We start from the raw sequence: 24,767 nt of genomic DNA on the forward strand, positions 1-24,767 counted from the left end.
ATGTCCCTCGCTCACGACGCCCGCGTCCCGGTTCGTCCCGCCACTGCGGTGCAGCGCTCGAAATTGCGCGGATGGCCGGAGATCGACAATCCGGCAGCCTGGACCGTCGCGGCCATTCTCCTGATCATGCCCCTGATCGCCAACGGCTTCTTCCTGATCGAGATCTTTGCGACCACGCTGATCCTCGGAACCATGGCGCTGAGTCTGATGTTTCTTGCCGGCTATGGCGGCATGGTCAGCCTGATGCAGCTCACCATCGCTGGTTTCTCCGCCTATATGGTCGCGGTGTTTGGCGTCAGCGGCAACGCCAATATCAGCCTGGGCTGGCCGTGGTGGCTTGCGGTCCCGATGGCACTTGCGCTCGCGACCATCTTCGGCACGCTCGGCGGCGCGCTGGCGGTGCGCACCGAGGGCATCTACACCATCATGATCACGCTCGCGATCGGCGCGGCGTTCTATTATTTCACCAACCAGAACTGGGCGATTTTCAACGGCCATACCGGCATCAATACCGTTGCCACGCCGCATTTCTGGGGCGTCAACTGGCGCGCCGACATTCCCTTCTATTATATCGTCCTCGCGGTAGCCGCGCTGTGCTACTTCGCCGTCGACTACATCTCCCGCGCGCCGTTCGGCCTCGCGTTGCAAGGTGTCCGCGACAATCCCCGCCGCATGGCGGCGCTCGGCTTCAACGTCAATGCGCATCGCGTCGCGGCCTACGTCTTCGCGTCGTTTGTCGCGGCGCTGGCAGGGGTACTCCAGGTCTGGAATTACCGGCAGATTTCGCCGGGATCCGTGAGCGTCGGAGCCTGCATCGATATTCTCATCATCGCAGTCGTCGGCGGCATCACGCGCCCCATCGGACCCTTTATCGGCGCGCTGATCTTCGTGCTGCTGCGCACTTTCGCACTCGATTTCCTGGTCAAGCTGGGGCTCGACGGCAACCGCTTTCGGCTCCTGATCGGCCTCGGCTTCCTCGCCATCGTGTTCTGGTCCTCGGACGGCGTCATCGGGCTCTGGCAGAGCTGGCGCCGCCGCCAACGCTCCGGCGCGGCAAGTTCAAGCGGACGACGTGGCCGAGACTCTGGCCAAGGATCTAGTCAAGGATCTAGTCAAGGATCTAGTCAAGGATCTAGTCAAGGATCCAACCATGGATAGCGTAGCGCAACGCCTCTCTGTCGTGGGCGCCGGCGCGGCGCTGGAGCTGCGCGGCGTGACACGTCTGTTCGGCGCGCTGGCGGCACTCACCGACATCACCATTACCGTCCGCCCCGGCGAACGGCGCGCCGTGCTTGGCTCCAACGGCGCCGGCAAGACCACGCTGTTCAACTGCATCACCGGCGACTTCCCACCTTCTTCCGGCACCATCCGCTTCTTCGGCGAGGACGTCACGCACTTCCCGCCCTATGAGCGCATCCGCCGCGGCCTGCGCCGGACTTACCAGATCTCCGCGCTGTTTCCCGGCCTTACCGTCCAGGACAATGTCTACCTCGCCTGCCGTGGCGTCTCACGGGGGCGCTTCTCGTTTCTCCGCCCCGGTCAAAACGATGCGTTGATGCACGCAGCCGAAAATCTCGTGCAGGCCGTCCATCTCTCGGGCGTGAAGGATCAGCGCGTTGCCGAACTCGCGCATGGCCAGCAGCGCCAGCTCGAGATCGCACTTGCGCTTGCCGGCGCACCGCGATTCGTCCTGTTCGATGAACCGGCCGCGGGACTGTCGCCGACCGAGCGTGCCGAGCTGATCGAGATATTGACCTCCCTGCCCGCGCATATCGGCTACATCATCATCGAGCACGACATGGACGTGGCCCTGCGCGTCGTCGAGAGCGTCACGATGATGCACAACGGGCGGATCTTCAAGGAAGGCCGTCCGCAGGAGATCGAGTCCGATCCCGAAGTGCAGGAGCTTTACCTTGGAGGCGGCCATGAATGAGGTCCGCCGTACCGCCGCCGCGCTCGAAGTCCGCGGCCTGGACGTCTATTACGGCCATTCGCATGCGTTGCAGGGCGTGGACCTGACGCTCGAGGCCGGCGTGTTCTCGGTCGTCGGCCGCAACGGCATGGGCAAGACCACGCTGTGCAAGGCCATCATGGGGCTGGTGCCGGTCAGCGGCGGCTCGATCCGCATCCGCGGCGATGACATCACCCGGCAGCCGCCTGCCCACATAGCCCGACTCGGCGTCGGCTACGTTCCGCAGGGACGGCGGCTGTGGCGTTCACTCAGCGTCGACGAGCATCTGCGGCTTGCCGCCGGCTTGCGCCGCGGCGCCTGGACGGTCGAGCGCATCTACAAGACGTTTCCGCGGTTGGCCGAGCGCAAGGATCACGGCGGCGGCCAGCTCTCCGGCGGCGAGCAACAGATGCTCGCGATCTCGCGCGCGTTGCTCACCAACCCGCGGCTCCTGATCATGGACGAGCCCACCGAGGGGCTCGCGCCCGTCATCGTGGCCCAGGTCGAGGAGATGCTGCTACGGCTTGGCGAGGACGGCGACATGTCCGTGCTCGTGATCGAGCAGAATATCGGGGTGGCGACCGCCGTGTCGGGCAACGTCGCGATCATGGTCAACGGCCGCGTCAACCGCATCATCGATTCGGTGCGGCTTGCCGCCGATCGCGAGCTGCAGCAGCGCCTGCTCGGTGTCGGAATGCACGCCGGACTCGAGCTCGACCTCGACGTGCCGCCGGCGGATACGGAAGCGAAACCTTCTCCGCCGCAAACGCGGCCGGGCGGCGCGATCCGCATCTACATCTCCAACCCGACGCCGCCGACTCGCTGGTCGCAACCGGTGCCGATCGCCCGCATCGAGGCCGCGGCCCGCACGTTCTCGACACAGGTGATGCGTCTCGACGAGACGGCACGGCGAGCGCGCGAACCGGTTGCGACGCAAACGCAGGGCCCTCCGGTCGTGCTCGTCGTCGGTACGCTCGACACCAAGGGCACGGAGCTCCGCTTCATCCGCGACATCATCGCCGGGACCGGCCTGCGAACCCGATTGGTCGATATCTCCACCAGCGGCAGACACGCGGCCAGCGACGTCTCCGCCCAGGAGATCGCCTTGAACCACGGTCGCGGCGGATCGGCGGTATTTGGAGCCGACCGGGGCGCCGCCGTCACCGCGATGGCCGAGGCCTTCGCCAGCTGGCTGCGGCGCCAGAGCAATGTTGCCGGCGTGATTTCGGCGGGCGGCTCGGGCGCAGCGTCACTGGTCGCGCCCGGTATGCGGACCCTTCCCGTCGGGGTGCCGAAGCTCATCGTCTCGTCCGTCGCCTCCGGTGACGTCGGGCCCTATGTCGGCCCCGCGGACATCACCATGATGCATTCGGTCGCCGACGTGCAGGGCCTCAACTCGATCTCGCGCGCCGTGCTGGCCAACGGCGCCAACGCGCTCGCCGGCATGGTCAAGGCGCGCCTGGATCAGCATGCACGAAAGGATCGCGACGAAAGCGGATTGCCGTCGGTCGGCATCACCATGTTCGGTGTCACCACGCCGGCGGTGCAGAAGATCGCGGCCGACTTGCGCGAGGATTTCGAGTGCCTCGTCTTCCACGCCACCGGCGTCGGCGGACGCTCAATGGAGAAGCTCGTCGATTCCGGGCAGGTCGCAGGCGTCATCGACCTCACGACCACGGAGGTCGGGGACCTCCTGATGGGTGGCGTGTTCCCGGCCACCGACGACCGCTTTGGCGCCATCATCCGCAGCCGGGTGCCTTATGTCGGCTCGGCGGGCGCGCTGGACATGGTGAATTTCGGCGCTCCTGAGACGATCCCGGAGCGCTACCGCGGCAGGAAATTCCACGTCCACAACCCGCAGGTCACACTGATGCGGACCACGGCGGAGGAGAACGAGCGCATGGGGCACTGGATCGCCGATCGACTCAACCGGATGGACGGGCCGGTGCGCTTCTTCCTGCCCGAGGGCGGCGTCTCCGCGCTCGACGCGCGAGGACAGCCATTCTGGGATCCGGATGCCGATGCGGCGCTGTTCCGCACGCTGGAGCGCAACGTGCGGCAGACCGCCAACCGTCAGCTTATCCGCGTTCCCAAGAACATCAATGACCCCGAGTTCGCCTCCACCATTGTCAGCGCGTTCCGAACATTGTTCGGCCGCATTGGGGCGCGCCGGAGACTAGCGAGGTGACCGATGGCACGGTTTGAACGCGCTGCACTGTTGAAGCGCTTCCGCGACATGGCAAGGCGCGGCGAGCCGATCGTCGGCGGCGGCGCCGGCACCGGCCTTTCGGCCAAATGCGAGGAGGCTGGCGGTGTCGACCTCATCGTCATCTACAATTCCGGCCGCTACCGCATGGCTGGCCGAGGCTCACTCGCGGGATTGATGGCTTACGGCGACGCCAACGCCATCGTGCTGGAGATGGCCGGCGAAGTGCTGCCCGTCGTCTCCAGGACGCCAGTGCTCGCCGGCGTCAATGGCACGGATCCGTTCCGCGACATGGATCTTTTCCTGGACCAATTGAAAGCGCTCGGCTTCGCCGGCGTGCAGAACTTTCCGACCGTCGGCCTTATCGACGGCGTGTTCCGCGCCAATCTCGAAGAGACCGGCATGTCCTATGCGCTCGAGATCGACATGATTGCAAAGGCGCGTGAGAAGGACCTGCTGACGACGCCCTACGTCTTTAGCGAGAAGGAAGCTGCCGCGATGGCGATCGCGGGCGCGGATATCATCGTCTGTCATCTGGGCCTGACGACCGGGGGCACCATCGGCGCGCAGACAGCGCTCAAGCTGACGGATTGCCCAGCGCACATCGACACCTGGGCCTCCGCCGCACTCGGCGTCAATCCGGACATTCTGGTGCTCGCTCACGGTGGACCAATCTCCGATCCGGATGATGCCGATTTCATCATGAGGAACACACGCAATTGCCACGGCTTCTACGGCGCCTCCTCGATGGAACGGCTGCCGGTCGAGCGGGCGCTGACGGATCAGGTTCGCAAATTCAAGGCGATCGGCGCGCGATAACGCCGAGAGGTCGAGGGAGAGAAACATGTCAGGGACTCTGGTCGGTGAATTGATCCTCTGGCTGATCGTCGCCGTCGTGGTGATCGTGGTCGGCGTCTACATCGTGAACTGGCTCTACCACCGCTCGTCCAAGGAGACCTCATTCGTCCGGACCGGCCTGCTCGGCGAGCGCGTCGTGATCAACGGCGGCGCGTTCGTGCTGCCGTTCATCCACGACTACACGCCCGTCAACATGAACGTGCAGCCGATGGGCATCGTGCGCTCCCGCCAGGATGCCGTGATCACCCGAGACCGCATGCGCGTCGACATCGAGGCCGATTTCTATGTCCGCGTGCAGGCGACCCGCGAAGCCGTGTCTATCGCGGCCGCCACGCTCGGCCGCCGTACCATGGAGCCCGAACAGCTCCACGCCCTGCTCGCCGGCAAATTCATCTCGGCCATTCGTTCCGTTGCCTCGGAGATGACCCTCGAGCAGATGCACGAACAGCGCGGCGAGTACGTCGCCCGCCTCAAGGCAAACGCGGCAGAGGCCCTCGCCCAGAACGGACTCGAGCTGGAGTCAGTCGCGATCACCGATCTGGACCAGACCGATCTCGAATTCTTCAACCCCTCGAACCGTTTCGACGCCGAAGGTCTGACCCGCCTGATGGAGGACATCGAGGCCAAGCGCAAGCTGCGCAACGACATCGAGCAGGATTCGATGATCAAGATCCGCTCTCGCAACCTGGAGGCCGAGCGGCAGGCTCTCGAGATCGAGCGCGAAAGCGAGACGGCGCGCCTCGAACAGGAACGTGACATCGAGATGCGCCGCGCCCTGCAACGCACCGAGGTCGCGCGCGAGCGGGCCCTGCGCGAGACCGAAGCGGAACAAGCGCAGATTTCCGCCCGTGAAACCATCGAGAAGGCGCGAATCGCCAACGACCAGGCGATCGCCGAAGCCCGCATCGCCTCGGAGCGTGAGACCCGTCAGCGGGAGATCGAGCGCACCCGCACCATCGAGGAGAAGGAGCTGCTCGCACGGGAGGAAATCGAGAAGACCCGGATCGCCAACCAGCGTTCGATCGATACCAGCCGCATCGCCTCCGAGCGCGAGGTGCGCCAGCGCGAAATCGAGCGGATGCAAACCATCGAGGAAGCCGAGATCGCCGCCCGCGAGGCGATCGAGAAAGCGCGTATCCAGCAAGACCGCGTCGTGACCGACGCCCGCATCGCCAACGAAGAGGAGACCCGGCGCCGCGAGATCGACCGGACGCGCGCCGTGGACGAAGCCGAGATCGCTGCCCGCGAGACGACCGAGAAGGCCCGCATCGCCCAGACCATGATTGTCAATGTCGAGCGCATCGCATCCGATGAGCGCACCCGTGCGCTGGAGATCCAGCAGGTGCGTAACATCCAGGAAGCCGAGATTGAGGCGCAGCGTGCGGTCGAGGCGGCGCGCATCGACCGCGAGCATAGGCTCGCCGTCGAGCGCATCGCGGTCGAGCAGAATACCCGGCAGTTGGAGATCGAACGCAATCAGACGCTGGAAGTCGCAGAGGTCACGGCACGCGAAGCCACGGAAGCTGCCCGCATCACCCAACAAGAACGCGTTCGGTCGCTGGAAATCGCCCGCAACCGCGCCGTCGAGGAAGCCGACATCGCCTCACGCGAAGCCATCGAAGCCGCGCGGATCGCGCAGGAGAAGTCTGTTGCAGCCGAGCGTATTCAGGCGGAGCGTGACACACGCGCGCTCGAGATCGAGCGCACAGCCGTGCTCGAGGCGGCCGAGTTGAAGCGGCGCGACACCATCGAGCGCCAGCGGATCGGCGTCGATCTCGCGCTCGAAGCCGAGCGGATCACGTCATCCAAGAAGCGCGAAGTCCTCAACATCGAGCACAAGAAGGCGATCGAGATCGCGGATGAGGACCGGGTCATCGCGCTCTCGACCAAGAAGTCCGAGCGCATCGACGCCGACCGCCAGGTCAGGCAGGCCGAGATTGTCGCGCGCAAGGAGGTCGAGACCACGGACGTCTCGCGCGAGCATGCGCTGGAGGCGGCGCGGATCGAACGTCGCCGTTCGATCGAACAGCTCGAAGTCGCTCGCGTCCAGTCGCTGCAGGAAGCCGAGATTGCCGCGCGTGAAGAGGTCGAGCGCTCCCGCATTGCCTCCGATCGCGGCCTCGACGAGGCCCGCATCGGCCGCGAGCGCGAGCTGCGCAAGCTTGAAATCAATCGTGAGAAGGAGGTCGAGACCGTTCTGATGGAGAAGGCGATTGCCATCCACCTGAAGTCGTTGGAGGAATCCGCGGCCAAGACCTCGGCCGAGGAGGCGCGGGTGCATGCCACTGAGGCTACCGAGCGCGTCATTACCGCGCGCGAGAGCGAGATCGCGAAGCGTCGCAAGACCGTGGAGATCCTGATCGCCGAGAAGCAGGCCGAGGAGACGCGAATTGCCGCGGAAGCGGAACGGATCCGCGCCGCGGTCGAGGCCGAGGCGCAGCGTATGCTCAACGAGGCCGAGAACGTGCTGACGGACCAGGCGCGCTACTCGCTGTTCCGTAGAAAGCTGCTCGACCGCATCGAGGGCATCGTCCGTGAGAGCGTCAAGCCGATGGAGAAGATCGAGGGCATCCGCATCCTCCAGGTCGACGGCCTCAACGGCAACGGCCATGGCGGCAATGGCGGCCGGAGCGCGACCGACGAGGTGATCGACTCGGCGCTGCGCTATCGCGTCCAGGCGCCGCTGATCGACTCGCTTCTTGCGGACATCGGCGTCGAAGGCGGCAGCCTCGCCAAGATGCCAGGCCTGATCCGAGAAGCTCGCGACATGCAGGGCATCAAGGACTCCGCGCGCAAGGGCGGCGGCGGCGAGAAGCCAACCGCTGCGCCCTCGCCTTCGTCCGACGGCGAGCCGCCCGGCGAGCGCAGCCCTCGGAAGAAGAGCTGAGATCGCACCATGGCCCGGGTCTATGTCTCAACCGTCGTCAACGCACGCAACGATCGCGTCTGGGCGCGGGTACGCGACTTCAACGGTCTGCCGAACTGGCATCCCGCGATTGCGGAAAGCCGCATCGAGGGCGGCGAGCCCTCCGACAAGATCGGCTGCGTCAGGGATTTTCGCCTGCGCAACGGCGATCGTATCCGGGAAAAGCTGCTCGGCCTGTCCGATTACGACATGTTCTGCACCTACTCGATCCTCGAATCCCCGATGGGGGTCGAGGACTACGTCGCGACGCTTCGGCTGACGCCGGTCACGGATGGCGACCAGACCTTCATGGAATGGACCGCCGAGTTCGACTGCGCACCCGAGCGGGAGGCGGAGCTCGTCGCGAATATCGGCGGCGGCGTGTTCCAGGGCGGCTTCGACGCCCTCAAGCGCCAGTTCGGAGGCTGAGCGCCGTGCCGCATATCGTCAAGAGCACGATCCTGGATGCGCCGACCGGCTCCGTGTGGGCCGTGCTGCGCGACTTCAACGGGCACGATCGCTGGCATCCGGCGGTCGCGACCTCCACGATCGAGCGCGCGCAGGCTTCGGACAAGATCGGTTGTGTCAGGCGCTTCAAGCTGCAGGACGGCTCGGAGCTGCGCGAGCAATTGCTGACGCTGTCGGATCTGGAGCAGACCTTCAGCTATTGCCTGCTCGATACGCCGGTCCCGATGTTCAACTACGTGGCCCACGTCCGCCTGCTGCCCGTCACGGATGGCGACCGCACCTTCTGGCACTGGGAATCCCGCTTTTCGGCACGGCCCGAGGACAAGGACCGGATCACCCACATGGTCGCGGAAGATATCTACCAGGCGGGATTCGAAGCGATCCGGCGGTACCTCAAGGAGGCTGTGTCAACATGACTGTGACGGTGAAGACCTTCACGAGCTCGAGCGATGCCGGGGCCGCGCTGTCGTCCGATCGCAACGCACGCTATCTCGGTGGCGGCACGCTGGTGATGCGCGCACTGAACGAAGGCGACATCTCGATCTCAACCGTCGTGCGCGCCAATGACCAAGCCTTGACGCGCATCGATCCCTCCGGCCCGCGGATCACACTGGGTGCTGGCGTAACTTTCGCCAGGATTCTGGGTGAGCGCGACCTCGCTTTCCTGCACGCTCCTGCCCGCTCGATCGGCGGCCCGGCGGTGCGCAACATGGGTACGGTGGGCGGCAATCTGTTCGCGCCCAACCCCTATGGCGATTTCACCGTCGCCATGCTTGCGCTCGATGCCACCGTAGCCCTGCAAGGCGGCTTTGGATCGCGCGACATTCCAATTGAGGAGTTCTTGCAGTCACGTGAAAGGCAGGCGGGTGCGCTCGTGCTGTCGGTGTCGTGCACGCGACCGACAAACGCGGAGGCTTTTCGCTACCGCAAGATCGCACGGATCAAGCCCAAGGGCGGCTCGGTCATCACGCTCGCCGCGCATCTGCCTATCAGTGGCGGACGGATCGCCGGGGCGCGAATTGCATTGGGATCGATGGCGCCGACGCAAATACGTGCGCGGGCGGCCGAACGCGCCCTGGAAGGCCGCGCGCTCGATGCCGCGACGGTAGCGGCCGCAGCCTCCGCAGCCGCGGAAGGAACATCGCCGTCCGACAACGCGCTCGGCAGCGCCTGGTACCGCCGCGAGATCGTCGGCGTCCATCTGCGTCGTCTTCTCTTGGGTCAGGAATAGATCGTATGGCCAAGACTGCCCTGCAATTTCGTCACAACGGCAGCGATGTCGCCATTTTCGTCGATGGTGGCACCAACCTGCTCGTCGCGCTTCGCGAATTGATCGGCGACATGACGCCGAAGTTCGGTTGCGGCCAGGGGGGCTGCGGCACCTGCAGCGTCCTGATCGACGGCGAGCTTCATCTCTCCTGTCTGACGCTGGCCGAGACCGTTGCCGGCCGCTCCGTCGAGACGCTGGATAGCCTGAAGCAGGGACCGAACCTCCATCCGCTGCAGCGCGCCTTCGCCGAGAATTTTGCTGCCCAGTGCGGTTATTGCACGCCGGGCATGCTGATGGCTGCCAAGGCATTGCTTGATCGCAATCCCTCGCCGAGCCGCGCCGAGATCGTCGAGGCGATCTCCGGCAACATCTGCCGGTGCACCGGCTACGAGCCGATCATCAACGCCATCCTCGCCGCTTCCGGCGGCCGGGTGAGCGCCTGAAGGACCAGATCATGCTGGAATTGCGCAAAGACATTTTCGCCGACGAGCGCGACGACAATCTCAACGAGATCGGCAAGGGCACGCAGCGCCAGGACATGCTCGGCCATGTCACGGGGACGTCGAGCTATTTCAACGACCACAAGCTTCAGGGCATGCTGCACCTGAAAGTCGTTCGCTCGACCCATTCGCATGCAAGAATCCGGCGGATCGACACCGCGGACGCCGAGCGCTCAGCCGGCGTGCGCCGGATCATCCGCGGCTCCGACGTGCCCCGCAACCTCAATACGCTCTTGAGCCTGATCAATTTCGGCAGGGACGACGAGCCGTCGCTGGCTGTCGACAAAGTTCGCTACAAGGGGGAGCCGATCCTGGCCATCGTCGCCGATAGCGAGCGCGCGGCGTTCGAGGCGATCGCAAAGGTGCGGATCGACTATGAGCCGCTGCCGACCGTGTTCGACGTTGAAGATGCGTTGAAGGCCGGCGCGCCCGTCGTCAACGAGACCTATCCGAAGAATGCCTTCATTTATCACGACACGTACGATCACCAGAAACTCCGCTTCGGCGACGCCGATGCCGCACTCGCGAGCGCCGATCACGTGCTCGAACAGCGCTACCAGATGTCGCCTATCGAGCACGCGCCGACCGAAACCAACGGCTCGATCGCGGCGCCCGACACCAACGGTCGGTATGTCGTCTATACCTCGACCCAGGCGCTGTTCTTCTCGGTCGACACCTGCGCCAAGATTCTCGACGTCCCCTCCAACACCTTCCATTTCATCGGCGGCACCGTCGGTGGCGGCTTTGGCGGCAAGGTGGACACGCTGACCGAACCTTTATGCATCCTGGGTGCGATGCTGACGGGACGTCCCGTGCGCTACGTGTTCGGACGCGAAGAAGAGATGCAATACGGTCCGCCGCGCGGCGCCGAGCGCATCTACATCAAGGATGGCGTGATGCGCGACGGCCGCGTCGTTGCGCGAAAGATCCGCGCATATTTCGACAGCGGTGCATATACGCGGCTCTCGAGCTATGCCGCGGTGAAATGCGCAGCCCACCTGCCAGGACCCTACACCATCCCTAACGTCTATGGCGACGTCTACTGCGTCTTCACCAACCGTACGCCGGCAACCGCGATGCGCGGCTTCGGCGTCACCGCCATGGATTTTGCGATCGAGTGCCAGATGGACAAGCTCGCGAACCTCGTCGGCATGGATCCGATGGAGTTCCGCATCCTCAATGCCTATCGCGACGGCGACATGAAGGCGCACCGGCGCGAGGCCAAGAACACGGCGCTGATCGAGTGCGTCCAGGTCGCCGCCGAAAAGGCCAAATGGCCGATCCGCGACGAGTTCAAGCGTGCCTCCTCCCGCAAAGACGGCGGCGGCAGCCGCGCCGCCGTCCCGCGGACGCCGACTGACACCCGCGGAGGTACAACTGCGCCAACGCAGCAGCGCACGACTTATGATCGCCAGCCGACGACCGCCTTGCGCGAACCACCGCGTGAGCCCCCGCCGCCCCCCCCACAGCCACCGCGACCGGCAGCGCCCTCGCATGGGGCGGGCCGATTCTCATCCGTGTTCGGCACCAGGAGGCGTTGAGATGACCCGACATCGCGGACGCGGCATCGCGTCGGTCAATTATCCCATCGGCATGAACCTCGGCGGCGATCCCAGCCAAGCCCTGGTTCACTCCAATCCGAGCGGTAAATTCACCGTGGCGCTTTCCTCGATCGATCTCGGCCAAGGCATGAAGTCGGTCACGCGGCAGATCTGCGCAGAGACGCTCGGCGTACCCGTCGAGGACGTCTACGTCGACACCGCCGATTCCGACACCGGTCCGCATTGCATGGGCTCGTTCGCTTCGCGCGGCACCCATCGCGTCGGCAATGCCGTGATGGCGGCAGCGCGCGAGGCGCGCGGCGTGATGATGGAGGCCGCCGCAGAGGAACTCGAGGTCAACGCCGCCGATCTCGAAACCGACGGCCGGGGGAACATCCACGTCAAGGGCGCGCCGCACCGCTCGATCTCCACCAAGGACGTCGCCATCGCGGCGCAGTTCAAGCAGGGCAAGACCATCTCTGGCCGTGGCATCTTCCTGGTTCCTCTGTCCAATGTCGATCCGGAAACCGGCGAGATGTCGCCGGCGACCTGCTACGCCCATGCCTGTCTTGTCGCCGAGGTCGAGGTCGACGACGAGACCGGCGAGGTCACGATGATCCGCATGGACTCTGCCTACGAGCTCGGCCGCGCGCTCAACCCGCGCCTGGTCGAGCAACAGCTCGTCGGCGGCGCCTGGATGGGCGTCAGTCACGCGCTCTACGAGACGCCTGAACCCTATTATCCCGACCCTGTCCACGGCCCTCGCGACTTCGTCGAATATGTCATGCCTGGTCCTGGCGACATCTGCCCACACGACATCGCCGTGTTGGAACGCCCCGCTCCCGATGGTCCCTTCGGCGCCAAAGGCCCCGGGGAAATGTGCGCGAATCCGGTATTGCCGGCCGTTGCGAACGCCATCTTCAACGCCGTCGGCGTTCGCATCGACGATCTGCCGATTACGCCGGAGAAGGTGCTGCGCGCGATCAAGGCCGAGGGCGGCGCGCGCCCTCAGGCGCGGCGCTGAGGTCGCGATGGCCGTCCGCAGCAACATCGTCGGCATCGACAGCCCCGAGGCACTGGAGAAGGCGCTTCGGGCCGCCTATTACCTCGCCGACGAGGGGCTGGCGACCGCGGCCTATCTCGGGCTGGCGCTGGGCAAACCATTGCTGCTCGAGGGTGCGCCGGGCGTCGGCAAGACCGAAGCCGCCAAAGCCATCGCCGCCGTCCTCGGCCGCCGCCTGATCCGCCTGCAATGCTACGAAGGCATCGACGCATCCGCAGCACTCTACGAATGGAACTATCCGCGCCAGATGCTCGCCATCCGCCAGGCCGGCGATGAGAGCATCGACATCTACGACGAAACCTTTCTGATCGAGCGACCGATGCTGGCGACACTGCGCGCGCCTGACTCGACTGTGCTGCTGATCGACGAAATCGATCGCGCCGACCAGGAATTCGAAGCCTTCCTGCTCGAGTTTCTGTCCGACTTTCAGATCTCGATCCCGGAGCGCGGCACGGTGCGGGCTTCTGAGCGCCCGGTCGTCGTCCTCACCTCAAACCGCACGCGGGATCTTCATGAAGCGTTGCGGAGGCGGTGCGTCTATCACTGGATCGACTATCCCTCGGCGGAGCGCGAAGCCCGCATCGTGATGATGCGGGCCTCCAGCGTCGCCGAGGGGACCGCGCGGGCCGTCGTCGCCGCCGTCGAGAAGCTGCGACGCGAGCCGCTCAGCAAGGCGCCCGGGATCGCCGAGGCCGTTGACTGGGCTGAGGCCGCCACGCTGCTGCACAAGGGCGGCGCACGGTGGCCCGATGCCTTCAGGCGCTCGATTGGGGTTGCCCTGAAAGACGAGGAGGATCTGCATTTCATTTCGCCGCGCCTCGACGCCCTGCTGGCGGAGGCCTCTGCATGAGCGCCGAACCCGAACTGCCGCGCGCTGCGCGTGTTTTCATCTCGTTCGTCGGCTTGTTGCGAACCAACAGGTTTGCCGTCGCACCGGAACAGACGACCTCGTTCCTGGCCGCGATCCAGTTGCTCGGTCCCCGCAGCCTGGAAGACATTCGGCAGGCGGCCCTTGCAACACTGGCCCCTCCACCGGAGCGTCGCGCAACGTTCGACCGGCTGTTCGATCTGCACTTTCGCGGAAACGAGGCAATCGAGCGCGTCGATGACGGCGAGGACGACGAGACAGTTCGGCTCCAAGAGGAGGCCCGTGGAAACGACGAGCCACTGTTGTCGGACGAAGCCAATCAGTCCGGTCTCGCAGCTGCGCGCGCCGAAGCGCTGGTCGAGCGCCGCTTTGCGCAGCTCTCCACCACCGATGCGCTGCGCCGGCTGTCCAGCGAGGCGCCCAGGCGCCTGCCGAAGCGGCGCGGCCATCGCCGCATGCGGGCTCGCAGCGGACCCTACGCGGATTTGCGCCGCACTCTCCGCGACTCCATTCGCAGCGACGGCGAAATCCTCCGGCTGGGACGTTTGAAGCGGCGGCACCGCCCACGCAAGGTGTTGCTTCTGATTGACGTCTCCGGCTCGATGAAGACGCGCACAGAAGAGAATATGAAGTTCGCGCACACGCTGGTGCAGGCGGCACCCAATGTCGAGGTCTTCACCTTCGGCACGCGGCTGACCCGCATCACCCGCCCGTTGCGTCTCAAGCGCCGCGAGCAGGCGCTCAAGGCCGCGGCCTATGTGGTCAGCGACTGGGACGGCGGCACCCGGATCGGCGAGGCGCTTCAGGCCTTTCTCGCCGTGCCCCGCTTTGGCGGATACGCGCGAGGAGCTGCCGTGATCATTATTTCCGACGGCCTGGAGCGGGGCGAACCCGACGCGCTGCGCGATGCGGTCGAGAAACTATCGCGCCGTGCGTGGCGCGTGAGCTGGCTGACGCCGCTCGCGGCCGGTCCCGGCTTTCGGCCGCAGACCGAAGCGCTGGTCGCGATCGAGCGCTTCGTCGACGACCTGGTCGATGGTGGATCGAGCGCGTCGATCGTCGCGCATGTGCTGGCGCTGGGACAGAGGAGAGTTGCGTGACGGACATCGTCGATGGGCACCATCATATCTGGCGCCAGGCTGACCTGCCCTGGCTGGTCGGTCCGATGCAGCCGCGCATCTTCGGTCCATACGAGCCGATCCGGCGCGATTACCCGATCGGGGAATATCTCCGCGACCTCGAAGGCAGCGGCGTCACCCGCTCAGTCTATGTCCAGACCAACTGGGCCAATGACCGCTTCGAGGACGAGGCCGCCTGGGTGCAGCAGACCGCCGAGGAGCACGGCTGGCCGCATGCCATCGTAGCTTACGCCGACTTTTCAGTGGATGACGTGCGTCCACAGCTCGATCGCCTGAAGCGCTATGCCCTCGTACGCGGCGTTCGCATGCAACTGCATTGGCACGAGAACCCGCTTTATCGCTTCGCCGCGCGGCCGGATCTCTGCACCGATCCCATGATCCAGCGCAACATCGCCCGCCTTGCGGATTATGGCTGGAGCTTTGACCTTCAGGTGTTCACGCCGCAGATTCCGGACGCCGCGCGCCTTGTGGAATCTTGCCCGAAGGTGACCTTTATCCTCCAGCACGCCGGCATGCTGGAGGACCTTTCACCCCCAGGCCGCGCTGCGTGGCGCGCCGGCATGGCCCGCCTCGCCGCATGCCCGAACATCGTGTCGAAACTGTCGGGGCTCGGAACCTTCATCCACCGCAACGACCCCGCGCATATCGCATCCGTCCTGACCGATACGATTGCGATCTTCGGCGCCGAACGCTGCCTGTTCGGCTCGAATTTTCCGATCGAGAAATTGTGGACCAACTACCGCGAGTTGATTGATGCATTCCGTGTCGCCGCGGCGCCGCTACGCGATGATCAGCGCGAAGCCGTTTTCAGAACCACTGCCATGCGCGTCTATCGGCTCTGAGCGCCGAGGAAACAACGAGAACGGACACAGGGAGGGACGGAATGCCGCTGGAGATCAAGATTCTGGACTATGGCGATATTGAGCTGGAATCGAGCTTTTTGGTTCTCGGCCGCGATTGCGGCCGCACCCGCCGCGTCCTCACCCTCGGTTTCCTGATCCTCGGCGGCAAGGATCCGGTGGTGGTCGATACGGGTTACCGCTCCAACCAGATCATGGAAACGCTGGGCATGCGCGGCCTGCAGTATCACGAGCACATGATCGAAAACCAGCTTGCACGGCACGGCGTGCGGATGGGCGATGTGCGCTTCGTCTGCCACACCCATCTGCACATCGACCACGCCGGCAAGGACGATCTGTTTCCGATGAACACGACTGTCGTCCTCAACCGTCGGGAGCTTGAATACTCCGTGTCCGGCCTGATGCATCCGCAATATCCGGCGCCGGATATTAAGCATCTGATCGACCGTCTGCACACCAAGAGTGCCCTGCGCTTTCTCGACCTTGAGATCACAGGTCCCATCGAGCTGATGCCGGGCGTCTACTGCGACGCTGCGAATGCGCATACCGAGGGCTCGATGAACATCATCGTCGAAACCGCCGACGGCATCGCCACGATCTGCGGCGACGTCATCTATGATTTCAACGACCAGATCGTGACGCCCTTCAACGAGATCCACGACTGGGAGCCGCGCACCACCGGCAATCACGGCACCACCAAGCGCGCCGAGAAGGCCGCCATCAAGAAGCTGCTCAGCAATTCGCGATATCTGCTGCCGGTCCATGACCGTCCCGCCAAGATCGAAGGTGGCAACGTCGTCGGCCGACTCCACGACCAGGTGCCTGGGCCGGTCGTGCAGTCCCTGCCCCAGCGCAACTGGTTTCCAGCTTAGACGCCAGAGGATGGATGATGACGCACGTCACCTTACGCTCCGAATTCGAGACCCTGATTGACCCCTACGCACCAGTCGCGCAGATCGGCACCGGTTTTGACTTCACGGAGGGACCGATCTGGCATCCGGTCGATCATTATCTGCTGTTCTCGGACATGCCGGCCGACGTGCGTCGGCGCTGGGATGCGCGGCGAGGCGTCGCCGAGGTCAAGCGTCCCTCGAACAAATGCAACGGCATGACCTATGACGCCGAACTCAGTTTGATCGTTTGCGAGCACGCGACGTCGTCATTGATCCGCGAGCGGCCGGATGGGCGGCGCGAGGTGCTGGCCTCGCACTTTGGGGGACAGGAGCTCAACAGTCCCAATGACGTCTGCGTGCACTCCTCGGGCGCGATCTATTTCTCGGATCCCTGGTATGGCCGCATGCCGGTCTATGGCGTCGAGCGGCCAAGGCAGCTCGGTTTCCAGGGCGTTTATCGCGTGGTGCCCGGCGCCGAGCCGAAGCTCGTCGTGGACCGCAATCTGTTCGACCAGCCGAACGGGCTGTGCTTCTCGCCCGACGAGAAACTGCTCTATGTCAACGACACCGTGCAGGCACTGATCCGCGTATTCGATGTCAACGGCGACGGCTCGCTGTCGAGTGCGCGTGTGTTCGCGAGCGGCATCCGCTCCGAGCTCGAGCCCGGCTTGCCCGACGGCATGAAGTGCGACCAGCACGGCAACATCTGGGTCACGGCACCCGGCGGCGTGTGGGTCTATTCGCCGCGCAGCGAGCTGCTCGGCAAGCTCCGCCTGCCCGAGCTTGTCGCCAACCTTACCTGGGGCGGGCCGGATTTCCGCACGCTGTACCTGACTTCGACGCACTCGGTCTATGCCATTCCCACCAAGGTCGGACCGCGCCACGAGCCCTATATGAGCGGCAAGCGAGGCGGCGGCACAGCGGCGGCCGGCTCTGCTTCCGCTGCACCCGTCCTCGCCGACGGCGAGATGCAGCTCGACCCGCGACGCTGCGCCATGATCATCCAGGACCTCCAGAACGACGTCATCATGGACGGTGGCGCCTTTGCCGATTCCGGCGCGCCCGGGCATGCGCGCCAGCAGCATGTCGTCGAGAACGTCCGCCGCGTGGCCGAAACCGCGCGGGCGCGCGGCGTCGCCGTCATCCATGTCTGGTTCGTCGTTGAGCCCGGCGCGCCCGGCGTGACTCTGAATGCGCCACTGTTCGAGGGTCTCGTCGACAGCAAGGCGATGGTGCGCGGAAGCTGGGGCGCGGCACCGGTTTCAGGTCTCGAACCACGGCCCGGCGATTTCGTGGTCGAGAAGGTGCGAATGAGCGCCTGGGAAGGCACGAAGCTCGAAACGATCCTGAGAGCCACCGGCCGCGACATGATCATCAACACCGGCGCCTGGACCAACATGTCGGTCGAGCACACGGCGCGAACCGGTGCCGACAAGGGCTACTTCATGATCGTTCCTGAGGATTGCTGCTCGACCATGAACGCCGATTGGCACGCCGCGTCGATCAACTTCGCCATGCAGAACGTCGCCGTCGTGACCAGGGCCGATGCGGTCATCAAAGCGCTGGGATGAGCGGTGGCGAAGCTCCTGCACCTGTCCTGCTCGCCCCGCGACGACTCCTGGTCAAGCGCCGGCGCCCGCGTTTTCCTCGATGGCTTTCGCCAAGCTCGGCCCGATTGGGACGTGGACGTCATGGATCTCTGGCGCGAGCGCCTGCCGGAGTTTTCAGGCCCTATTGTCGAGGCAAATATGCACGGATGAAGGCGCAGTCCTTTAACGACGCGCAGCGGGACAGCTTCGCGGAGGCCGAGCGGATGGCGGTGCGCTTGGCGCTTGCCGAGCGGGTGTTGATTTCCACGCCCATGTGGAATTTCGGCATTCCCTATAAGCTCAAGCAATGGTTCGACGTCATCGTCCAGCCCGGGCTCACCTTCCGGTTCGATCCGTCGCTGGGGTATGTCCCGTTGCTGAAGGACCGGCCGACCATCGTCATCATTGCCAGTGGCAGCGATTTCGCCACTGGAATGAACCGCGGGCGCATCGACATGGCAACACCTTACCTGCGCGAAATTTTGCGTTTTGTCGGGATCAACAATGTCCGTTTCATTCCAATCGGACCAACCACCGGACCGCAACAGCCGATCGAGGCGGCCCGCGAACGCGCCCACCAACGTCTGGCCGCAATGGCCGCGAGCTTCTGATGCGCTCCGCAGGCGACTCAAAGGTTACGGCAGATTGTCCCGCAGAAAAATGTCGATGCGGATGCGCTCCTGGTCGGGGCTGATGGGCTCACCCGAACAATGCGCGAGCAGGACTCGCGCCGCAGACCGTGCCTCGTGGCCGGGATCCTGGTTGATGATAGCATCGAGCGCGCCGCGGACCAGGAAACGCCGTGTGTATTGAGTCAGCTCATGGGCAATCCAGACCACCTCGCGCGCGCGTCCCGAGGCCTCGAGCGCATCGGCGATGCCACGGTTGCCGGCGCCGCAGCAGTATATGCCGCGCAGATCGGGCTGGCGCGCGAGCAGTGCCGCAGTGAGCTCCCGCGTGCGCTCGCTGTCGTCGCGGCCCTCGATCACCGGCAGCGCGAGCAGGTTCGGATACTCGCTGGACAGGATCTGGTGGAAGCCGAATTGCCGCTCGGTGTGATCGCGCAGCGACAACGATCCCGCGATCACGGCCACCGTCCCCTCGCGACCAGTGAGGAACCGTCCCATCAGCGTTGCAGCGGTGCGGCCTGCCGCCGGGTTGTCGATGCCGACATAGTGCAGCCGGCGCGAGCTCGGCGCGTCCGACACAAGGGTCACCACAGCGACCCCGCGCGTGGTGAGTTCGTCGATCGCGGCGCGCACCCTGGGATGATCGAGCGCGATGACGGCGACGCCCTGATACACCGGCGAGAGATTTTCCAGTGCGGCAGCGAGTACGTCCGGATCGAACACGTCGACATGCAGGATATCAATGAAGCCGCGCTGGCCGGCGAGCCAGTCCGCGGTGCGCTGGACCTGCTCGGTCAGGTTGGTCATGAAGCTGTTGCTACCCGTCGGCAGCACAAAGGCAAAGCGGAACGTCTGCCCGCGGGCAAGCCGCGCGGCCGCGACGTCGGCTCGATAGCCGAGTTTTGCCACCGCGGCCTCGACCCGCGCGACGGTCTTGGCGCGCACGCCCTCGCGCCGGTTGACGACGCGGTCGACGGTGGCGAGCGAAACACCCGCCGTGCGCGCGACGTCCTCGAGCGTGGCACGAAGCACCGGCTGGGTCGCACCAGCATTCATTCGCGGGCCGCCCACAGCATGCCGCGGATCATCAACGTACGGATCTCCGGTACGTCGAGCTCGTAAGCGCGGTGGCCGAGCGAGGAATAGAACACCCTGCCCGCGCCGTATCGCTTCCTCCAGACCACGGGCATCACCACGCCCTCGATCCAGGGTGCGTGCTCGCCGGTGAAGGTCGTCGTCGCCAACACCTCGTTGGCGGGGTCGACATGCATGTAGTACTGCTCGGAACGATGCTCGAAACTCTTCAGGCCCTTCATGATGGGATCATCCGGCTTCGTCAAGTCGACCTTGTAGTCGATGATGTTGCCGGGATGCGCAACCCACTGCCCGCCGCACAGGAATTGGTAGTCGACAGAATCGCGGAAAGCGTCGCCCATGCCGCCATGGTGGCCGGCGAGCCCGACGCCGCTACGGACCGCAGCGCAGAGATTGAGCGCTTCCGCCTTCTCGATCTTCGACATGGTGTAGATCGGGATGATCAGTGACAGGTCGTGAATCGCGGGATCGGCGAACGCGGCGGTGGTGGTTTCGATCCGCACCTCGAAGCCTTCAGCCTTCAGCCAGCCCCGGATCATCGAAGCACAGAGATCGGGATCGTGCCCCGGCCAACCGCCCCATACAATCATTGCCTTGCGCATGGTCATTCCCTCAGTCGATCTGTCCGGTTTCACGCCCGGCCGGCAGCATCGCCGGCCGTTCGACGCAGCTCTCGATCTTGACGCGTCGCCCTTCGTCGGCAGAGGTCTGGAACGCTTCCATCACCTCCAGCACGTGGAACGCGAGCGCACCGCTGGCACGATGCGGCCGGTTGTTCAGGATCGCGGAGGCCATGTCGGCGACACCGATGGAACGGAACTCGCCGTCGACATGACCGTGGGTCAGCGGCACCGGCTCCCACTCGCCGCCGGTCTTCGCGACCTGCACCTCGCCGCCAAAGCGGTTCGGGTCCGGTACCAGCATGCTGCCCTTGTCGCCATAGATCTCGATCGGCGCATGTCGGTGCTTGGGCACATCAAAGCTCATCGCGATCGAGACGACCGCCCCGCTCTCGAATTCGAGCGTGCCGGCGACATGGGTCGAAACTTCGACCGGGATCAGCGTTCCGTTCATCGGCTGACTGGTGACCAACCGCTCGGATTTCGGACGCGCCGTCGAGCCCATCACGCTCGCCACCGGGCCGAGCAGTTGCACGAGATCGGTGATGTAGTACGGGCCCATGTCAAGCATAGGCCCGCCGCCGCGCAAATAGTAGAAACCCGGCGCCGGATGCCAGCGCTCATGGCCGGGGCAGCCAAAGAACGCGCTACCGGCCACAGGCCTGCCGATCGCACCATCGTCGATCAACTTGCGCGCCGTCTGGTGCCCCCCGCCGAGGAACGTATCAGGCGCGCAGCCGACACGAAGACCCTTTTGCGCGGCGAGCTCCATCACCTTGCGGGCTTCCGTGACGTTGATGCCGAGCGGCTTCTCGGAGTGAACGTGCTTGCCGGCGTTCAGCACCGCCAGGCTGACGTCGGTGTGGGCGAGTGGCACGGTGAGATTGATGACGATCTCAACGTCGTCCCGCTTGAGCAACTGATCAACCCGCATCGCTGGCAGCCCGAAGGCGGCGCCTTGCCGCTCTGCGATGTCGCTGCGCATATCGGCGAGCGCCTTGATTTCCATGACCGGGAAGCGCTGGGCCGCCTTCAGATAAGCGGTGCTGATATTGCCGCAGCCGATGATGCCGATGCCGACTTTTCTCATTGTGATCTCCGTGAGGTGCCGTTCATCCCTTGACCGCGCCGGCAGTGAGGCCTGCGACGATGTGTTTCTGCGCGAGAAGGAAGATAATGATCGTCGGCAGGATGGTCAGTGTGATGAAGGCCAGGATCAGATGCCACTCGGACGAATACTCGCCCTGATAAACCATGATGCCGAGCGGCCAGGGATAGAGCGCGTCCGTGTTGAGCATCACCAGCGGCAACAGATAGGCGTTCCAGCTGTTGACGAAGGTGATGGTACCGACGGTCGCCAGGATCGGCCGCGATAAGGGCAACGTCACATAGCGGAAGAATTTGATATAGCTGCAGCCGTCGACCAGCGCGGCTTCCAGCAGTTCGTACGGGATGTCCTTGAAGAAGCGCCGCAGCAGCAACACGCTCATCGCAAGACCGAAGGCCGCTTGCGGCAGGGCAACGCCAAAATATGTATCGAGCAATCCGAGATCGCGCACCTTGATGAAGAGCGGCAGCACCGCTGTCGCCGCCGGAAACAGCAGGCCCAGCGTCAGGTAGCTCAGCAGCATCGAGCTGCCGAAGAACCTGATATGGGCAAAGGTGAACGCCGCCATCGAGGCGACGATCAGGGTTAGGGCCACCGTGAGGGTCGAGATGATCAGCGAGTTGCGCAAGAGCTGCCAGTAACGCGCCGAGAACAGGATATCAGCATAGTTCTGCCACTCCCAGTGACGTGGCAGGCCGAACGGATTGACGCGCAATTCGCCGAGTGATTTGAAGCCACCGAACAAGGTCGCGAGCAGCGGCACCAGTACGATGATGGCAACGACGGCGAGGAACACCAGCTTGAACAGCATTGCGGGATCGAACGGCGCGCGGATGATCCTGGCGTTACTCATCGCGCATGAACCATCGCTTGTACGTGAAGGCAAAGGTCACGCAGATCGCAAACAGGATGACGCCGATGGCGCTGCCGTAGCCGACCCGCATGCGCGAGATGCCGTTGTTGTAGAGAAAGCTCACCATCGTGTTCGAGGAGTCCGCTGGCCCCCCGCGCGTCAGCGGCATCACGAGGTCGAACAGCTGCAGCGAGCCGACGATGGCGAAGAACACGGAGAGCCTTATCGTCGGATAGAGCAAGGGAATGACCACATGTCGCAGGGCTTGCGATCGGGTCGCGCCGTCGATGCGTGCCGCCTCGACCAGGCTCTTGTCGAGACTCTGGAGCGCTGCGATGAAAAGCATCATGTGGAAGCCAAAGTACTTCCAGACGATCACGATCAGCACCGCCAGCATCGCCGTATCGGTCGAAGCCAGCAGATGCGGAGGCTCGGCGCCGAAGCTGCGCCAGATCGAAGCCACAAGGCCGTAGTCGCCGTCATAGACGAAGCTGAAGATCAACCCGGTCGCGATCTCCGCCAGGATATAGGGCATGAAGAACAGCATGCGCAGCGCCACCGCCCCTCGAAAGCGCTCGGCGAGCATCAAGGCCAGCGTCAGCGCAAGCGGCAGCTGGATGGCGAGCGAAACAGCGATGATCAGGCCGTTGTTACGCAGCGCGAGCCAGAAGGCGCGGGTCTCCAGCACGAAGCGGTAATTGTCCAGACCGATCCAGTGGGTCGGCCTGCCGAACCCGTTCCAATTGAAGCCCGAATACCAGGCTGCTTCGCCGATCGGCAGCACAACGAACAACGTGAACAACAGCAGCGCCGGCGGCAGGAACAGGATGAGCACCGTCAGCCTGCCGTCCCAAACCGGGCCACGGACCCTGACTTGCGGTACCATCTCGCCAGCAGCACCGATCGCCGACACGCTCGCGGTCCGCCGCGCCACCGTCAGTTGCCCTGCTTCCACGCCGCCTCGATTGCCTTGGCAGCCTCTTGCGGGCTCATGCTGCCGCCGGCGATCTCGGCCGTGACGTCGTTGACGACGCGGCCGACCGACGGACCCAGGCTCTGGTCATAGAAGTTCTGGTGGTAGTTCGAATTCGCCAGATTGGCGGCGATCAGCTTCATGAAGCTGTTGTTCAGCCCTGCGTCCGCGCCCTGCACCACCGGGATGATGAAGTTGCCGGCGGCAAGCCGCGTCTGCACCTCTTTGGAGACGAAGTATTTCAGGAAATCGACGGCTTCCTTCGGCGAGCCTTTCGTAATCAGCCAACCGGTGATGCCGCCGAGCGTATCGGTGGGCGCACCCTTGCCGCCGGTCACGACCGGGAAGTCGAACCAGCACATCTTGTCCTCGGTCAACCCGACCTTGTCGGCGGCGAGAGCGCGCTGCAGATGATAGACCGTGCTGATCGCCAGCGTCATCGCCGCCTTGCCGTCGCCGAAATAGCCGACCGCCTGCGGATTCTTGAAGCCCAGGAAGCCATTCTGGAACGGCTGGAGATCGACGAGCTGCTTGAACAGCTCGCCGGATTTCTGGAAGGTTTCCCCGGCAAAGCCGCCGTTCTCGCCGCGCAGCGCCGTATCGAACGCCGCCTTGCCGCCGATGCGCACAGCAAGATGGGTCCAGTAGAAGTGCAGTGGCCATTTATCGGCGCCGCCGACCACGATCGGGGTCACGCCGGCGGATTTCAACGCCTTCACGGCAGCAAGCAGATCGTCCCAGCTCTTGATCCCGGCAGGATCGACCTTCGCCTTGGCCATCAGCTCCTTATTGCAGAGGAAGCCGACCTGCGAGAGCGCCGTGGGCAGGCCATAAACGCGGCCGTTGCTGGTGAAGGCCGCGAGCGCCGCCGGTGTGAGGCTGTCGCTGTAGCCCTTCACAGAATCGGTGATGTCGTCGAGCACGCCGGCCTCGATCTGCGTCTTCAGGACACCGCCGGCCCAGCTATAGATGATATTGGGCCGGTCCCTGGATTGCAGGATGGTCGGCAGCTTGGCCTTGTAGGCCTCGTTCTCGAGGAACTGCATCTCGACCTTGACGCCCGGATGCGACCCCTCATAGGCGCGCGCAACCTCCTCCCAGATTTTGACCTGGGCCGGGTTGGCCTCGATGTGCAGCCACTTGACCGTCGTGTCGGCCGCAGCGAGGTTCGCTCCGAACAGGCATGCGACAACGGCCAGTCCCAGTTTCCCGAGCAGTCTCATCACATTCCTCCCAACGGCTCTTATTCTTTGGTGCAATCCTGCCTTCGATTTTTGAGGTACGCAACTGAAATTCTGATCTATGCACCTCACGAAGGAGATCGCTAAGGTGCGCGGGAGAATCGGGCCGCGCGTCGTGCGGCCCCAACGCAAATCGA

22 protein-coding genes and 1 pseudogene are annotated in these 24,767 nt (G+C 64.6%); 17 read left to right on the top strand and 6 right to left on the bottom strand.

Annotated elements, in window-relative coordinates; translation table 11 throughout:
- The 17 genes and pseudogenes from AC0L30_RS04215 to AC0L30_RS04295 all read left to right on the top strand — a co-directional run bounded on the left by AC0L30_RS04215 (window position 1) and on the right by AC0L30_RS04295 (window position 18,722).
- Complete coding sequence (locus AC0L30_RS04215; RefSeq protein WP_473403833.1) at window positions 1–1,158, top strand: branched-chain amino acid ABC transporter permease; 1,158 nt, start codon at window positions 1–3, stop codon at window positions 1,156–1,158.
- Entirely contained in the window at window positions 1,151–1,933 is a 783-nt protein-coding gene (locus AC0L30_RS04220) for an ABC transporter ATP-binding protein (protein WP_007593014.1), read from the top strand. Before AC0L30_RS04215 ends, AC0L30_RS04220 begins: the two co-directional genes overlap by 8 nt.
- The gene (locus AC0L30_RS04225; RefSeq protein WP_473403834.1) at window positions 1,926–4,139 is read left to right on the top strand and encodes a Tm-1-like ATP-binding domain-containing protein; all 2,214 of its coding nucleotides are present in this window, start codon (window positions 1,926–1,928) and stop codon (window positions 4,137–4,139) included. The genes AC0L30_RS04220 and AC0L30_RS04225 overlap by 8 nt, the downstream gene beginning before the upstream one ends.
- Window positions 4,140–4,142: 3 nt before the next feature.
- Window positions 4,143–4,976 (top strand): phosphoenolpyruvate hydrolase family protein, encoded by an 834-nt coding sequence (locus tag AC0L30_RS04230; protein WP_007593017.1) that lies wholly within the window; start codon window positions 4,143–4,145, stop codon window positions 4,974–4,976.
- Between the two features lie 25 nt (window positions 4,977–5,001).
- Window positions 5,002–7,902, top strand: a complete 2,901-nt coding sequence (locus tag AC0L30_RS04235; RefSeq protein WP_473403835.1) for a flotillin family protein — start codon at window positions 5,002–5,004, stop codon at window positions 7,900–7,902.
- Window positions 7,903–7,911: 9 nt separating this feature from the next.
- Complete coding sequence (locus AC0L30_RS04240; protein ID WP_007593021.1) at window positions 7,912–8,349, top strand: SRPBCC family protein; 438 nt, start codon at window positions 7,912–7,914, stop codon at window positions 8,347–8,349.
- Between the two features lie 5 nt (window positions 8,350–8,354).
- The gene (locus tag AC0L30_RS04245) at window positions 8,355–8,804 is read left to right on the top strand and encodes an SRPBCC family protein (RefSeq protein ID WP_354127592.1); all 450 of its coding nucleotides are present in this window, start codon (window positions 8,355–8,357) and stop codon (window positions 8,802–8,804) included.
- A complete protein-coding gene (locus AC0L30_RS04250) occupies window positions 8,801–9,619 on the top strand; it encodes an FAD binding domain-containing protein (protein ID WP_473403836.1) in 819 nt (272 codons plus the stop codon). The genes AC0L30_RS04245 and AC0L30_RS04250 overlap by 4 nt, the downstream gene beginning before the upstream one ends.
- A gap of 5 nt (window positions 9,620–9,624) precedes the next feature.
- Window positions 9,625–10,101, top strand: a complete 477-nt coding sequence (locus tag AC0L30_RS04255; RefSeq protein WP_007593025.1) for a (2Fe-2S)-binding protein — start codon at window positions 9,625–9,627, stop codon at window positions 10,099–10,101.
- An 11-nt stretch (window positions 10,102–10,112) separates the two neighbouring features.
- The gene (locus tag AC0L30_RS04260; protein ID WP_473403837.1) at window positions 10,113–11,699 is read left to right on the top strand and encodes a xanthine dehydrogenase family protein molybdopterin-binding subunit; all 1,587 of its coding nucleotides are present in this window, start codon (window positions 10,113–10,115) and stop codon (window positions 11,697–11,699) included.
- 1 nt (window position 11,700) lies between these two features.
- Window positions 11,701–12,723: a xanthine dehydrogenase family protein molybdopterin-binding subunit gene (locus tag AC0L30_RS04265; protein ID WP_007593027.1), complete on the top strand. Its 1,023-nt coding sequence runs from the start codon at window positions 11,701–11,703 to the stop codon at window positions 12,721–12,723.
- A gap of 7 nt (window positions 12,724–12,730) precedes the next feature.
- On the top strand, window positions 12,731–13,612 hold the full coding sequence (locus AC0L30_RS04270; RefSeq protein WP_473403838.1) for an AAA family ATPase: 882 nt from the start codon (window positions 12,731–12,733) through the stop codon (window positions 13,610–13,612).
- Complete coding sequence (locus tag AC0L30_RS04275; protein ID WP_473403839.1) at window positions 13,609–14,730, top strand: vWA domain-containing protein; 1,122 nt, start codon at window positions 13,609–13,611, stop codon at window positions 14,728–14,730. The genes AC0L30_RS04270 and AC0L30_RS04275 overlap by 4 nt, the downstream gene beginning before the upstream one ends.
- Complete coding sequence (locus tag AC0L30_RS04280) at window positions 14,727–15,611, top strand: amidohydrolase family protein (RefSeq protein WP_219684412.1); 885 nt, start codon at window positions 14,727–14,729, stop codon at window positions 15,609–15,611. Before AC0L30_RS04275 ends, AC0L30_RS04280 begins: the two co-directional genes overlap by 4 nt.
- A 41-nt stretch (window positions 15,612–15,652) precedes the next feature.
- The gene (locus AC0L30_RS04285) at window positions 15,653–16,501 is read left to right on the top strand and encodes an MBL fold metallo-hydrolase (RefSeq protein ID WP_354171404.1); all 849 of its coding nucleotides are present in this window, start codon (window positions 15,653–15,655) and stop codon (window positions 16,499–16,501) included.
- Window positions 16,502–16,518: 17 nt separating this feature from the next.
- The gene (locus AC0L30_RS04290) at window positions 16,519–18,093 is read left to right on the top strand and encodes an isochorismatase family protein (protein WP_473403840.1); all 1,575 of its coding nucleotides are present in this window, start codon (window positions 16,519–16,521) and stop codon (window positions 18,091–18,093) included.
- Between the two features lie 3 nt (window positions 18,094–18,096).
- Window positions 18,097–18,722, top strand: a pseudogene (locus AC0L30_RS04295) (FMN-dependent NADH-azoreductase).
- 24 nt (window positions 18,723–18,746) lie between these two features.
- Here AC0L30_RS04295 and AC0L30_RS04300 read toward each other — a convergent pair.
- Genes AC0L30_RS04300 through AC0L30_RS04325 form a run of 6 tightly spaced genes read right to left on the bottom strand, consistent with a single transcriptional unit; the run spans window position 18,747 to window position 24,612 of the window.
- Window positions 18,747–19,796, bottom strand: coding sequence for a LacI family DNA-binding transcriptional regulator (locus tag AC0L30_RS04300; protein WP_007593037.1), 1,050 nt, complete (start codon window positions 19,794–19,796; stop codon window positions 18,747–18,749).
- Window positions 19,793–20,437: a ThuA domain-containing protein gene (locus tag AC0L30_RS04305; RefSeq protein WP_473403841.1), complete on the bottom strand. Its 645-nt coding sequence runs from the start codon at window positions 20,435–20,437 to the stop codon at window positions 19,793–19,795. The genes AC0L30_RS04300 and AC0L30_RS04305 overlap by 4 nt, the downstream gene beginning before the upstream one ends.
- A 10-nt stretch (window positions 20,438–20,447) precedes the next feature.
- On the bottom strand, window positions 20,448–21,545 hold the full coding sequence (locus AC0L30_RS04310; RefSeq protein ID WP_473403842.1) for a Gfo/Idh/MocA family protein: 1,098 nt from the start codon (window positions 21,543–21,545) through the stop codon (window positions 20,448–20,450).
- Between the two features lie 22 nt (window positions 21,546–21,567).
- Entirely contained in the window at window positions 21,568–22,416 is an 849-nt protein-coding gene (locus tag AC0L30_RS04315) for a carbohydrate ABC transporter permease (protein ID WP_219684416.1), read from the bottom strand.
- A complete protein-coding gene (locus AC0L30_RS04320; RefSeq protein ID WP_473253413.1) occupies window positions 22,409–23,350 on the bottom strand; it encodes a carbohydrate ABC transporter permease in 942 nt (313 codons plus the stop codon). The genes AC0L30_RS04315 and AC0L30_RS04320 overlap by 8 nt, the downstream gene beginning before the upstream one ends.
- A 2-nt stretch (window positions 23,351–23,352) precedes the next feature.
- Entirely contained in the window at window positions 23,353–24,612 is a 1,260-nt protein-coding gene (locus AC0L30_RS04325) for an extracellular solute-binding protein (RefSeq protein ID WP_473403843.1), read from the bottom strand.
- Window positions 24,613–24,767 lie beyond the last annotated feature (155 nt).

The sequence above is a fragment of the Bradyrhizobium sp. MI1.11 genome (genome assembly GCF_055811255.1).

Coding starts and splice junctions, on each gene's coding strand:
- AC0L30_RS04215 (WP_473403833.1), top strand. CDS start 1: ATGTCCCTCGCTCACGACGCCCGCGTCCCGGTTCGTCCCGCCACTGCG.
- AC0L30_RS04220 (WP_007593014.1), top strand. CDS start 1,151: ATGGATAGCGTAGCGCAACGCCTCTCTGTCGTGGGCGCCGGCGCGGCG.
- AC0L30_RS04225 (WP_473403834.1), top strand. CDS start 1,926: ATGAATGAGGTCCGCCGTACCGCCGCCGCGCTCGAAGTCCGCGGCCTG.
- AC0L30_RS04230 (WP_007593017.1), top strand. CDS start 4,143: ATGGCACGGTTTGAACGCGCTGCACTGTTGAAGCGCTTCCGCGACATG.
- AC0L30_RS04235 (WP_473403835.1), top strand. CDS start 5,002: ATGTCAGGGACTCTGGTCGGTGAATTGATCCTCTGGCTGATCGTCGCC.
- AC0L30_RS04240 (WP_007593021.1), top strand. CDS start 7,912: ATGGCCCGGGTCTATGTCTCAACCGTCGTCAACGCACGCAACGATCGC.
- AC0L30_RS04250 (WP_473403836.1), top strand. CDS start 8,801: ATGACTGTGACGGTGAAGACCTTCACGAGCTCGAGCGATGCCGGGGCC.
- AC0L30_RS04255 (WP_007593025.1), top strand. CDS start 9,625: ATGGCCAAGACTGCCCTGCAATTTCGTCACAACGGCAGCGATGTCGCC.
- AC0L30_RS04260 (WP_473403837.1), top strand. CDS start 10,113: ATGCTGGAATTGCGCAAAGACATTTTCGCCGACGAGCGCGACGACAAT.
- AC0L30_RS04265 (WP_007593027.1), top strand. CDS start 11,701: ATGACCCGACATCGCGGACGCGGCATCGCGTCGGTCAATTATCCCATC.
- AC0L30_RS04270 (WP_473403838.1), top strand. CDS start 12,731: ATGGCCGTCCGCAGCAACATCGTCGGCATCGACAGCCCCGAGGCACTG.
- AC0L30_RS04275 (WP_473403839.1), top strand. CDS start 13,609: ATGAGCGCCGAACCCGAACTGCCGCGCGCTGCGCGTGTTTTCATCTCG.
- AC0L30_RS04285 (WP_354171404.1), top strand. CDS start 15,653: ATGCCGCTGGAGATCAAGATTCTGGACTATGGCGATATTGAGCTGGAA.
- AC0L30_RS04290 (WP_473403840.1), top strand. CDS start 16,519: ATGACGCACGTCACCTTACGCTCCGAATTCGAGACCCTGATTGACCCC.
- AC0L30_RS04300 (WP_007593037.1), bottom strand. CDS start 19,796: ATGAATGCTGGTGCGACCCAGCCGGTGCTTCGTGCCACGCTCGAGGAC.
- AC0L30_RS04305 (WP_473403841.1), bottom strand. CDS start 20,437: ATGCGCAAGGCAATGATTGTATGGGGCGGTTGGCCGGGGCACGATCCC.
- AC0L30_RS04310 (WP_473403842.1), bottom strand. CDS start 21,545: ATGAGAAAAGTCGGCATCGGCATCATCGGCTGCGGCAATATCAGCACC.
- AC0L30_RS04315 (WP_219684416.1), bottom strand. CDS start 22,416: ATGAGTAACGCCAGGATCATCCGCGCGCCGTTCGATCCCGCAATGCTG.
- AC0L30_RS04325 (WP_473403843.1), bottom strand. CDS start 24,612: ATGAGACTGCTCGGGAAACTGGGACTGGCCGTTGTCGCATGCCTGTTC.